Origin of the sequence: Streptomyces botrytidirepellens (assembly GCF_003721215.1) — a bacterium.
Lineage (GTDB): Bacteria > Actinomycetota > Actinomycetes > Streptomycetales > Streptomycetaceae > Streptomyces > Streptomyces himastatinicus.
Genome location: NZ_RIBZ01000006.1, coordinates 1 through 11,914, shown reverse-complemented (window position 1 = coordinate 11,914; position 11,914 = coordinate 1). Strand labels below are relative to the sequence as shown.

Genomic DNA, 11,914 nt, shown 5'->3' with positions numbered 1-11,914 from the left:
CCCGCGGCCGCCGCGGTGCGGGCCGCGGGGGCGACGTCCGCCTCGGTGGCCCGGCCGACGGAGCCGAGGTGCTGCCCGGTCGCGGGCTCGGTGATGTCGATGGTGCCGGGCCGGGCCGGGAGGTCCCAGCCGCCGGTGAAGATCCTGTCCGCCCAGTCGGCGGTGGAGAGCAGGCTCATCGCGGACTCCTCAATGCTCAGGAATCCTGATGATGCTCCTCGGGGGAGGGCGCGACAAGGCCCGGGACGTACACATTTCAAGAACTTTGCGCTCGAAAGCCCACAGGTCCGCGGCCCACAGCCCACAGCCCACAGGCTCACGGGCCCGTCGGCTCACGGCGCCCGCATCAGCTCCTGCGCCGACGTCGGCACCGCCTCCAGCACCAGCACCGCGAGATCGTCGTCGATCGGCTCGGTGCCGAAGGCATGGGCGGCCAGCCGCACCCGCTCCGCGATGGCCTTGGCGCCGAGCCCCGCACAGCCGCGCAGGATGTCGGCCAGGCCGTCGTCGTCGTCCAGCTGCCGGTTGCCGTCCCGCCGCTCGGTCACCCCGTCGGTCACGCACAGCAGCGTCTCGCCCGGCGCCAGGTCCAGGGAGTCGGCGTGGAAGTCGGGGTCGTCGTCGATGCCCAGCAGCATCTGCGGGAGCGCCGCGGGCGCCACCTCGCCGTCGGTGCTCAGCCGCAGCGGCAGCGGATGCCCGGCGCTGGCCAGGACGCAGTGCGCGCCGCCCGATTCCGGGTCGGGCTCCAGCTCCCCGTAGAGCAGGCTGAGGAAGCGCGACCTGGCCTGATCGCCGCCCAGGGCCGCGGCCTCCGCCTCCTCCTCCACCAGGGCCTGGTTGAGCCGGGTCAGCACCGACTCCACGCCGTGGCCCTCGCGGGCCAGCAGCCGCACCAGATGGCGCGCGAGGCCGGTGACCGACATCGCCTCCGGGTCGCTGCCGCAGACGTCGCCGAGCAGGAAGCACCAGCGGTGGCCGCCCATCGGGAACAGGTCGTAGAAGTCGCCGCCGACCGTCTGGCCCTCACCGTGCGGCTCGTAGACGATCGCGGTGTCCACGCCCGGGATGTGGGCCAGCGAGACCGGCAGCTGGCGGCGCTGGAGCGCCCGGCTGATGGTGGCCTGCTGGGTGTACTGCCGGGCGGTGGCCACGGCCTGGGCCATCCGTCGCGCCAGGTCGTCGGAGAGCCGCACCACGCCCTCGGTCATCTGCGTCACCCCCGCGCGGCCGAGCAGCAGCACGCCGTAGCCGCGGCCGCGGGCGATGAGCGGGAAGGCCAGCGCGGAGCCGCCCGTGCCGGAGGGGTCGGCGGCCTCGGGCCAGGGCCAGGGGGTGCCGGGGGCGCCGAGCCCGGCCGGTGGCCGGTCGCGCTCCAGGGTGGTGCGGAGCGCCTCGATGCGGCGCTCGTTGTTGTGCCAGACCCGGCGCAGCTCCAGCCGGCCGCCCTCGGAGTTCAGCCACACGGCGCACCAGTCGGCCAGCCGGGGCACCAGTAGCTGCCCGGCGAGCGAGGCGACCATGTTCTCGTCCAGCTGTCCGGTGAGCAGCTCGCTGGCCTCGGCGAGGAACGACGGCCCGCCGCGGTCGACCCACTCGGCCGTCCGGTCGCGGCGTCCCTGCGGCGGGGCGGGGGTGCGGGGCGCGACGGCGCGCGGCGCGCGGTGCGGGGCCTCTTCGGGTGCGGCGTCGACCCGGGCCGGCGCGGTTTCGGTGTCCAGGCGGAACCACACGGATTTGCGGGTGCGGTGGTACGTCACGCCCCAGGACTCGGCGAGCGCGCCGATCAGCTGGAGGCCGCGGCCCCGGCCGTGGCGCTGGGTGTCGGGCCCGCCCAGTACCACGCTGGCGGGGTGCAGATCGGCGACCTCGATGACGATGCCCGGGCGGTCCGGCGGCTCGGCGTCGGCGGAGGCGTCGTTGGAGGGGTCGTTGGAGGTGTCGTCGGAATCCTCCGGTCCGTTCCCGGCCCGGAGACGGCAGGTGACCTCGACCCGGGTGCCCGCGTGCAGCACGGCGTTGGTGACCAGCTCGCTCACGAGCAGCACCGCGTCCTCGGTCACCCGCGCGCCGACCGCGTCGGGTCCGAGGATTTCGGTCGCGGTCTGCCCCGCGAGGGTGCTGCGGACGAAGGAGCGCGCGGCGCTTGGTGCGCGCACACTTCCGGGCAGTGTGGTCCGGGCGACGGACTCGCGCGAGAGAGGAAGCAAAGCTCCCACGTGCGGCTCCTGGGCAATTCGGGCGGATTAGGCCATCTAGGTGCCATATTATGACAGACGTAGGGATATCTAATGATCTTTTAAAGGGACGGCGCCATGGCAAGCGACCCGAATCCCGCGGAGTGCACCGCTGAGCTGAGGTCGCTGCTGGCGGCGATGGACGCCTTGTGCGACGGCGACTTCACCGTACGTATGGACGGCTCGGGCGAGGGCGTGCTCGGCGAAGTGGCCGGGAGGTTCAACCAACTGGTGGCACGCAACGCCCACCTGGCCTCCGAGCTCCAGCGGGTCCGCCGCGAGGTGGTACGTCAGGGGCGCCTCGACGAGCGGATCACCGCGAGTCCCGGCCAGGGCGGGTGGGCGGCCAGCGTGGACGACGCCAATCAGCTGGTGGACGCGCTGACCGGCCCCGTATCCAACGCAACCCGAGTGCTGGACGCCATCGCCGAGGGGGATCTGACCCGGCGGGTCGACCTGCGCGACGGCAACCGTCAGCTGCGCGGCGATCTGCGGCGGCTGGCCCGCGGCGTGAACCGCACGGTGGATCAGCTGTCGCTGTTCACCGGCGAGCTGACCCGGGTGGCCCGTGAGGTCGGCACCGAAGGACGCCTCGGCGGCCGGGCGAAGGTCCAGGGGCTGTCCGGGGACTGGCGCGAGGTGACCGAGGCCGTCAACACCATGGCCTCCCGGCTGACCAGTCAGGTCCGCGACATCGCCGTGGTGACCACGGCCGTGGCCCGCGGCGACCTCACCCAGCAGGTGACCGTCGAGGCCACCGGTGAGCTGCTGGAGCTGAAGCNACGGCCGTGGCCCGCGGCGACCTCACCCAGCAGGTGACCGTCGAGGCCACCGGTGAGCTGCTGGAGCTGAAGCTGACCGTGAACACCATGGTCGACCAGCTGCGCGCGTTCGCCGACGAGGTGACCCGGGTGGCCCGCGAGGTGGGCACCGAGGGCGAACTCGGCGGCCGGGCCCAGGTCCGGGGCGTGTCCGGGGTGTGGAAGGACCTGACGGACAACGTCAACTTCATGGCGTCCAACCTGACCAGCCAGGTCCGCAACATCGCCCAGGTGACCACCGCGGTCGCCACCGGTGACCTCTCACAGAAGATCACCGTCGACGCCCGGGGCGAGATCCTCCAGCTCAAGAACACCGTCAACACCATGGTCGACCAGCTGTCGGCGTTCGCCGACGAGGTCACCAGGGTGGCCCGCGAGGTGGGCACCGAGGGCCGGCTGGGCGGCCGGGCCCAGGTCCGGGGCGTCTCCGGGGTGTGGAAGGACCTCACCCAGAACGTCAACTTCATGGCGGACAACCTGACCTCCCAGGTCCGCAACATCGCCCAGGTCGCCACCGCGGTCGCCGAGGGAGACCTCAGTAAGACGATCGGCGTGGAGGCCAAGGGCGAGATCCTGGAGCTGAAGTCGACGATCAACACCATGGTGGACCGGCTGTCGTCCTTCGCGGACGAGGTGACCCGGGTGGCGCGCGAGGTCGGCACCGAGGGAAACCTCGGCGGCCAGGCGCAGGTCCGCGGCGTGTCCGGGGTCTGGAAGGACCTGACCGAAAACGTCAACTTCATGGCGCTCAACCTGACCACCCAGGTCCGCAACATCGCCCAGGTGACCACGGCCGTCGCCGACGGCGACCTGTCCAAGCAGATCACCGTGGACGCCCGGGGCGAGATCCTGGAGGTCAAGGAGACCGTCAACACCATGGTCCAGCAGCTCCGGGCGTTCGCCGACGAGGTGACCCGGGTGGCCCGCGAGGTGGGCACCGAGGGCCAGCTCGGCGGCCGGGCCCAGGTCCGGGGCGTGTCCGGGGTGTGGAAGGACCTGACGGACAACGTCAACTTCATGGCGTCCAACCTGACCAGCCAGGTCCGCAACATCGCCCAGGTCGCCACCGCGGTCGCCCAGGGCGATCTGTCCAAGAAGATCGACGTGGACGCCCGCGGCGAGATCCTGGAGCTGAAGACGACCATCAACACGATGGTCGACACGCTCTCCTCGTTCTCCTCCGAGGTCACCCGCGTCGCCCGCGAGGTCGGCAGCGAAGGACGGCTCGGCGGCCAGGCCCGGGTCGAGGGCGTCTACGGCACCTGGAAGCGGCTGACCACCAGCGTCAACGACCTCGCCCTCAACCTCACCACCCAGGTGCGGGCCATCGCCGAGGTCGCCTCCGCCGTCGCCAAGGGCGACATGTCCGGGTCCATCTCGGTCGAGGCGCAGGGCGAGGTCGCGGAGCTGAAGAACAACGTCAACCTCATGGTGGCCAACCTGCGCGAGACCACCCGCGCCAAGGACTGGCTGGAGTCCAACCTGGCCCGTATCGCCTCACTGATGCAGGGCCACCGCGATCTGGTCGAGGTCGCCGACCTGATCCTGCGCGAGCTGGCCCCGCTGGTGAACGCCCAGTTCGGAGCGTTCTTCCTCGGCCAGCCCGGCGCCGGGCCCGGCGAGGGCATGAAACTGATCGCCGGATACGGCACCGAGCAGAACCACGGCCCGCTTCCGGCCAGCGGCGGCGGCCGCGGACTGGTCGCCCAGGCCGCCCTGGAGAAGAAGCGGATCCTGATCAACAACGTCCCGCCCGACTACATCACCATCAACTCCGGACTTGGCTCCGCGCTCCCCACCAGCGTCGTCATCCTGCCGATCCTGTACGAGGACCTGGTGCTCGGCGTCATCGAACTGGCCTCCTTCAGCCGGTTCAGCGAGGTCCACCTCGCCTTCGTCGACCAGTTCGTCAACACCATCGGCGTCTCGATCAACACGATCATCGCCAATGCCCGCACCGAGTCGCTGCTGTCCGAATCCCAGCGGCTCACCACCGAGCTGCGGCAGCGCTCCGACGAGCTCCAGCGCTCCAACGCGGAGCTGGAGGAGAAGGCCGCGCTGCTGGCCACCGCCTCCCAGTACAAGTCCGAGTTCCTGGCCAACATGTCGCACGAGCTGCGCACCCCGCTCAACTCGCTGCTGATCCTGGCCCGGCTGCTCGCCGACAACGCCGACCAGCGGCTGTCCCCCCAGGAGGTGCAGTTCGCCACGACCATCCACCGCTCCGGATCCGACCTGCTCCAGCTGATCAACGACATCCTCGACCTGTCGAAGATCGAGGCCGGGCGGATGGACGTCCGCCCGAAGAAGCTGCCGCTGATGAAGCTGCTCGACTACGTGCACGCCACCTTCCGGCCGCTCGCCATCGACCGGGGCCTGTCGTTCGAGATCGCCGTCGGCGAGGACGTACCGCGCGAGCTGTACTCCGACGAGCAGCGGATCCAGCAGATCCTGCGCAACCTGCTCTCCAACGCCCTGAAGTTCACCGCCTCGGGCGGGGTGAAGCTGCGCGTGGAGCGGGCGGTCGGCACGGAGTTCCAGGAGGAGACGCTGCGCGACGCGGACGCGGTCGTCGCGTTCTCCGTCAAGGACACCGGCATCGGCATCGCGCCCGAGAAGCTGCCCGTGATCTTCGAGGCGTTCCAGCAGTCCGACGGCACCACCAGCCGCAAATACGGCGGCACCGGGCTCGGCCTGTCCATCAGCCGGGAGATCGCCGGAATGCTGGGCGGCCGGATCATCGCCGAGAGCGAGCAGGGCGTCGGCTCCTGCTTCACGTTCTACGTTCCCGCGCACTACGCCGGAGTCGTCCCACCGCCCGACGTGTCCGACCCGCGGGCCACCGGCGCCACCGTCCCGGCGGCGCTGCCCACCACGAACGAATCGCTCCCGGACACCGCCGACCACGCGCCCAGCGGCGTGTTCAGCGACCAGAGCGGCGTGACCGGCGACCGCGGCTCCCTGGAGAACCTGCTGGCCCCCCAGGACAGCGACGGCACCGGCGGGGACGAGGCGCGGACGGACTCCCCCCGGCTCCAGGAATGGCAGTGCGGCCGCCCCGGCAGGGTGCTGACCGGCCGCCGCATCCTCATCGTCGACGACGACATCCGCAACGTCTTCGCGCTCACCCATGTGCTGGGCCGGGTCGGCATGACCGTGAAGTACGCGGAGAACGGCCGCGAGGGGCTGGACGTCCTGCACCGCAACCCGGATGTGTCCCTGGTGCTGATGGACGTGATGATGCCGGAGATGGACGGCTACGAGACGATCCGGGCCATCCGCGGCACCCCCCGGCTCGCCGATCTGCCGATCATCGCCCTGACCGCCAAGGCCATGCCCGGCGACCGCGAGAAGGCGCTCGAAAGCGGCGCCAACGGCTATGTCCCCAAGCCGGTGGACGTCGACCGGCTGATGTCCACGGTCTGCGACCTGCTCGACCCCGTGCCCGGACCGGTCCCGGGAGAACCGGGGGAGGGTGCGGAGTCCGTTGACGACGGCGGCGCGCCCGGGGACGAGGGCGATGACGCAACCGGCGCCGAGACCGCTGACGAGACCGGCCCGGACGCGGAGACGCGCCCGCCGAGGCCGAGACAGGGGGAGTCATGAGCGCCGCCGCACCCGACCGTGCCGGAATCCTGATCGTCGATGACATGGAGGAGAACCTGATCGCGCTGGAAGCCGTCCTGGGCCCGCTCGATCAGCGCCTCGTCCGTGCCCACTCCGGTGAGGAGGCGCTGAAGGCGATGCTCCGGCAGGACTTCGCCGTCGTGCTGCTCGACGTCCTGATGCCCGGCATGGACGGCTTCGAGACCGCCGCCAACATGAAGCGCCTCGACCAGACCAAGGACGTCCCGATCATCCTGCTGACCGGCACCGACGCCGACTCGGACTATCCCTACCGGGGCTACGCCATCGGCGCCGCCGACTTCCTCACCAAACCCATCGACCCCTGGCTGCTGCGGACCAAGGTCAACGTCTTCCTGGACCTCCACCGCAAGAACCTCCAGCTCGCCGCCCAGGCCGAGCAGCTGCGGCGGCAGCTGGCCGGTGAACCGGACCCCTCGGACGAGCGGCTGGAGCGGGTGTCCGAACAGCTCGCCCGCACCGCGGCGATGCTGCGCGAGGGCGGCGGGGGCGGTGAGGAGGTGTACGGGCTGGCCGAATGCGTCGCCGAGCTGACCCGCACCGTGGAGGACCTGCGGGCCGCCCGTCAGATGTACCAGGGTCAATGACCCTGCGGCGGCGCGGCCGACATCGCCCGGGTGCAGTCGATCAGCGCATGGCGCAGCTCCCCGCGCTGGTCCTCGCTCAGCCCGCCGAGCATCCGCTCCTCCAGCAGCCGCACCTGCTCGTCGTAGCTGCGCAGCGCCTCGCGCCCCCGGTCGCTGAGGCTGATGAGCAGCACCCGGCGGTTGGCCGGGTCCCGGCGGCGCTCGATGAACCCGCGCTCCTCCAGCGTCTGGACCATCTCGTGCATCGTCTGCGGCTTGACGAACGAGCGCCGGGCGAGCTGGGCCGACGACAGCCCGTCCCGGCGCTCCAGGACCGTCAGCGCCGTGTACTGGAGCGTGGTCAGGCCGAGGGGGCGCAGCAGCGCGTCCAGATGGGCCCGTATCGCCTGTTCCAGCCGTTTCACCAGGTAGAGCGTGCCGACCTGGTCCAGCTGCGCGGTGTCGGACTGCTCGGAAGTGGTCATTCGGCCATCTTGCCCGACCGGTGACCGGGTACGGCGTCCGGCCGTTGCTCCGCCCATTGACACCCGACCTCCCGGAGTGCTCCACTCACCATCAGAATCAGGAACCCTGATGATACTCGTGGAAGGAACCGAAGCCCATGGAGCTGACGGGGAAGACCGCTCTGGTGACCGGCGCGGGGCGCGGCCTCGGCCTCGCCTACGCCCGTGCCCTGGCCCGGGCGGGGGCCCGCGTGGTCGTCAACGACGCCGACGCGGCCACCGCGGAACAGGCGGTCAAGGTCATCGCCGACGAGGGCGGTACGGCGGTCGCCGCGCCCGGCGCGGTCGGCACCAGCGAGGTCGCCGACGCGCTCGTGGACCGCGCGGTCGAGGCGTTCGGACGGCTGGACGTGCTCGTCACCAACGCGGGCATCCTGCGCGACCGGGTGCTGTGGAAGATGACCGACGAGGACTTCGACGCGGTCGTCGGCGTCCACCTCAAGGGCACCTTCACCTGCGCCCGCGCCGCCGTCCGGCACATGCGCGAGCGCGGCGGGGGAGGCCGTCTGATCCTCATCGGCTCCCCCGCGGGGCAGCGCGGCAACTTCGGGCAGACCAACTACTCCGCCGCCAAGGCGGGCATCGTCGGCATGACCCGCACCTGGTCGATGGAGTGCGCCAAGGCCGGGATCGGCGTCAACGCGGTGATCCCCGTCGCCGCGACCGCCATGACCGCGACCATCCCCGCCTTCGCGCCGTACGTCGAGGCGCATGAGGAGCGCGGCGAACCGCTGCCCGGCTGGCTGCGGCAGGGCGAGGGCTTCGGCACCGCCGACGACGTCGCCGGGCTCGTGGTCTTCCTCGCCTCGGACGCCGCCGACGGCATCACCGGGCAGGCCATCGGCGTCGGCGGCGACCGGCTGACCCTGTGGACCCACCCCGAGGAGACTTCCGCGGTCTACCGCGAGGGCGGCTGGGACGCGGACGCCATCGCGGGCGTCTGGGGTACGTCACTGGGGCGGCACCCGGAGGGCGTGGGCATCCCCGCGCCCGTCGACCCGAACGGTGTGGAGGAGGCGGGTCGGTGAACCTCGACGACCTCGTCGCCATCGACGTCCACACCCACGCCGAGATCTCGGCCGACGGCCACTCGTCGCTGAGCGGCGAACTGGCCGAGGCTTCCGCCGCGTACTTCAAGACCCATGGCGCGCGGCAGCCCACCATCCCCGAGCTGGCCGCCCACTACCGCGAACGCCGCATCGCCGCCGTCGTCTTCACCGTGGACGCGGAGAGCGCCACCGGCCATCCGCCGATCAGCAACGAGGAGGTCGCCGCCTCCTGCGCCGAACACGCCGACGTCCTCATCCCGTTCGCCAGCGTCGACCCGTGGAAGGGCCGGGCGGCGGTACGCGCGGCCCGGCGGCTGGTCGAGGGCCACGGGGTGCGCGGCTTCAAGTTCCATCCCTCCCTCCAGGCGTTCCACCCCAACGACCCGCGGTTCTACCCGCTGTACGAGGCCATCGAGGAGCTCGGGGTGCCCGCGCTCTTCCACACCGGGCAGACCGGGATCGGCGCGGGCGTGCCCGGGGGCGGCGGCATCCGGCTGAAGTACTCCAACCCGATGGACGTGGACGACGTCGCCGTGGACTTCCCGGCCCTGCCGATCATCCTGGCCCATCCGTCGTTCCCCTGGCAGGACGAGGCGCTGGCCGTCGCCACGCACAAGCCGAACGTCTACATCGACCTGTCCGGCTGGTCGCCCAAGTACTTCCCGCCGCAGCTGGTCCGCTACGCTAATTCGCTGCTCAAGCACAAGGTTCTCTTCGGCTCCGACTACCCGGTGATCGACCCGGACCGGTGGCTGGCCGACTTCGACAGACTCGATATCAAGCCCGAGGTTCGGCCGCTGATCCTCAAGGACAACGCGGCGCGGCTGCTCGGCCTCACGAAGGAGTGAGCGGGAGATGATGATCGAGCAGCAGGGGACCGGCATCGGATCGTGGCCGCGGCGGCGGGCCCGTAAGACCCCCGGGCGGATCGCGATCGTCCACGGCGACGACACCCAGACCTACCGGGAGCTGGACGAGACCGTCACCCGGTTCGCCCGGGCCCTGCGGGCGCGCGGGATCGGGCGCGGCGACCGCGTCGCCTACCTCGGCCCCAACCACCCCTCGTTCCTCCACGCGCTCTTCGCCACCTGCGCGGTGGGCGCGGTCTTCGTCCCGCTCAACACCCGGCTCGCCGCGCCCGAACTGGCCTACATGCTGAGCGACTCCGGTGCGCGGCTGCTCCTCCACGACCCGGGCTGCGCGGAGACCGCCGCGGAGGCGGGCCCGGGCATCGCGGTGGCGGTGGACGAGCTGGTGGACGGTAACGGTGACGGTGACGGGGCCGGTGCCGGGGACGACCGGGCGGACGAGGTCATGGCCGACGACGACCCGTGCATGATCATGTATACGTCCGGCACCACCGGCCGACCCAAGGGCGCCGTCCTCAGCCACGCCAACATCACCTGGAACAGCCTCAACGTCCTGGTCGACACCGATCTGGCCTCGGACGAGATCGCCCTCGTCACCGCGCCCCTCTTCCACACCGCCGCGCTCAACATGACCTGTCTGCCGACCCTGCTCAAGGGCGGACGCGTGGTGATAGAGCCCGGCTTCGACGCGGAACGGATGCTCGACCTGATCGAGGGCCAGGGTGTGACCTGCCTGTTCGGCGTCCCCACCATGTTCGCGGCGGTCGCGGAGTCGCCGCGCTGGGAGACGGCCGACCTGTCGAGCGTCCGCATCCTGATGTGCGGCGGTTCCCCCGTCCCCACGGCGCTGATCGAGGTCTATCTGCGGCGCGGCCTCTCCTTCATCCAGGGGTACGGGATGACCGAGGCGTCCCCCGGGACGCTGCTGCTCGACCGCGAGATGAGCGCCGTCAAGGCGGGCTCCGCGGGCGTGCCGCACTTCTTCACCGACGTCCGGCTGGTCCGGTCGGACCTGACCGGCGAGGCGGCTCCCGGCGAGCCCGGCGAGATCCTGGTGCACGGCCCCCATGTGATGCGCGGCTACTACGGCCTGCCGGACGCGACCGCGGAAGTGCTGCTGGAGGGCGGGTGGTTCCGCTCCGGGGACGTGGGGGTGCGGGACGAGGACGGCTACGTGTCCATCGTGGACCGCGTCAAAGACATGATCATCTCGGGCGGTGAGAACGTCTATCCGGCCGAGGTCGAGAACGCGCTGTACGACCACCCCGACGTCGTCGAATGCGCCGTGATCGGCATGCCGGACGCCCGGTGGGGCGAGGTCGGCAAGGCCGTCGTGGTCCTCCGGACCGGAGCCGCCACCGATCCGCAGGACCTGCTCGACCACCTCGCCGGGCGCCTCGCGAAGTACAAGGTGCCGAAGGCGGTCGAGTTCCGGGCCGCGCTCCCGCGCACCGCCAGCGGAAAGATCCGCAAATCCGCCCTGCGCTGACGATACGCAACCCCATGAACGGAGACCCCGCATGCCCACGACCGTGAACAGCTTCGACGAGCTGAAGCAGCTGGCCGGACAGCACCTCGGTCACAGCTCGTGGCACCAGATCGAGCAGGACCGGATCGACACCTTCGCCGACGCCACCGGCGACCACCAGTGGATCCACGTCGACCCCGAGCGCGCCAAGGACGGCCCCTTCGGCGGCACCATCGCCCACGGCTATCTCACCCTGTCCCTGCTGATCCCGCTGTGGAGCGAGATCCTCGAACTGGGCGGCGTCCGGATGGCCGTCAACTACGGCCTCAACAAGGTGCGGTTCCCGGCGCCGGTCCCGGTCGGCGCCAGGATCAGGGCCGGGGCGACACTCGTCTCCGTCGAGGAACTCGGCGACGGCGGCGCCCAGGCCGTCATCGACCTGGTGGTGGAACGGGACGGCGGCGACAAGCCGTGCTGCGTCGCCCAGGCGGTGCACCGCTACCACTGGTGACGGTCAGCCCGGGGATGGTCAGCCGCCGTCGTCCACGGCGGTGACATCGTCCACGGCGGTGACGAGGACGGCCACCGTCGCCGGGGGCGGCGCGGTGGCCGCGACCGCCCCGCGCACCGCGCGGGCCACGTCCAGGGCGCGGTGGCCCGGAGCGACGGCCAGCTCGACGCGGAGGTGCGGCCCCTCGATCCGTACGGCCCGATGACTCAGCGCCGGGGCGAGCC

At 71.4% G+C, this 11,914-nt stretch carries 7 protein-coding genes and 2 pseudogenes; 6 read left to right on the top strand and 3 right to left on the bottom strand.

What is annotated here, in order from left to right:
* Positions 1 to 332: 332 nt before the first annotated feature.
* Positions 333 to 2,219, bottom strand: a complete 1,887-nt coding sequence (locus EEJ42_RS00210) for a SpoIIE family protein phosphatase (RefSeq protein WP_123098010.1) — start codon at positions 2,217 to 2,219, stop codon at positions 333 to 335.
* Between the two features lie 96 nt (positions 2,220 to 2,315).
* Here EEJ42_RS00210 and EEJ42_RS00205 point away from each other — a divergent pair.
* A pseudogene (locus EEJ42_RS00205) lies at positions 2,316 to 6,664 on the top strand (HAMP domain-containing protein).
* The gene (locus EEJ42_RS00200) at positions 6,661 to 7,290 is read left to right on the top strand and encodes a response regulator (protein ID WP_123098009.1); all 630 of its coding nucleotides are present in this window, start codon (positions 6,661 to 6,663) and stop codon (positions 7,288 to 7,290) included. The pseudogene EEJ42_RS00205 and the gene EEJ42_RS00200 overlap by 4 nt, the downstream one beginning before the upstream one ends.
* Here the strand turns inward: EEJ42_RS00200 and EEJ42_RS00195 are convergent.
* Positions 7,284 to 7,754: a MarR family winged helix-turn-helix transcriptional regulator gene (locus EEJ42_RS00195; RefSeq protein WP_123098008.1), complete on the bottom strand. Its 471-nt coding sequence runs from the start codon at positions 7,752 to 7,754 to the stop codon at positions 7,284 to 7,286. The two genes, EEJ42_RS00200 and EEJ42_RS00195, sit on opposite strands and share 7 nt — an antisense overlap.
* A 137-nt stretch (positions 7,755 to 7,891) precedes the next feature.
* On the opposite strand from EEJ42_RS00195, the gene EEJ42_RS00190 reads away from it, so the two are divergent.
* From EEJ42_RS00190 to EEJ42_RS00175, 4 genes are read left to right on the top strand one after another with little or no spacing between them, the layout of a single operon-like run.
* Positions 7,892 to 8,821, top strand: a complete 930-nt coding sequence (locus tag EEJ42_RS00190) for an SDR family oxidoreductase (RefSeq protein ID WP_123098007.1) — start codon at positions 7,892 to 7,894, stop codon at positions 8,819 to 8,821.
* Complete coding sequence (locus tag EEJ42_RS00185; protein ID WP_123098006.1) at positions 8,818 to 9,690, top strand: amidohydrolase family protein; 873 nt, start codon at positions 8,818 to 8,820, stop codon at positions 9,688 to 9,690. The genes EEJ42_RS00190 and EEJ42_RS00185 overlap by 4 nt, the downstream gene beginning before the upstream one ends.
* A gap of 7 nt (positions 9,691 to 9,697) precedes the next feature.
* Entirely contained in the window at positions 9,698 to 11,200 is a 1,503-nt protein-coding gene (locus EEJ42_RS00180; RefSeq protein ID WP_123098005.1) for an acyl-CoA synthetase, read from the top strand.
* Between the two features lie 31 nt (positions 11,201 to 11,231).
* Positions 11,232 to 11,690 (top strand): MaoC family dehydratase, encoded by a 459-nt coding sequence (locus tag EEJ42_RS00175; protein WP_123098004.1) that lies wholly within the window; start codon positions 11,232 to 11,234, stop codon positions 11,688 to 11,690.
* 18 nt (positions 11,691 to 11,708) lie between these two features.
* Here the strand turns inward: EEJ42_RS00175 and EEJ42_RS00170 are convergent.
* Positions 11,709 to 11,914: pseudogene (locus EEJ42_RS00170) on the bottom strand (hypothetical protein); the annotation flags it as partial.

Bases quoted from the DNA above. Each gene is read 5' to 3' on its own strand.
- EEJ42_RS00200 (WP_123098009.1), top strand. From the start codon at position 6,661: ATGAGCGCCGCCGCACCCGACCGTGCCGGAATCCTGATCGTCGATGAC.
- EEJ42_RS00195 (WP_123098008.1), bottom strand. From the start codon at position 7,754: ATGACCACTTCCGAGCAGTCCGACACCGCGCAGCTGGACCAGGTCGGC.
- EEJ42_RS00190 (WP_123098007.1), top strand. From the start codon at position 7,892: ATGGAGCTGACGGGGAAGACCGCTCTGGTGACCGGCGCGGGGCGCGGC.
- EEJ42_RS00180 (WP_123098005.1), top strand. From the start codon at position 9,698: ATGATGATCGAGCAGCAGGGGACCGGCATCGGATCGTGGCCGCGGCGG.
- EEJ42_RS00175 (WP_123098004.1), top strand. From the start codon at position 11,232: ATGCCCACGACCGTGAACAGCTTCGACGAGCTGAAGCAGCTGGCCGGA.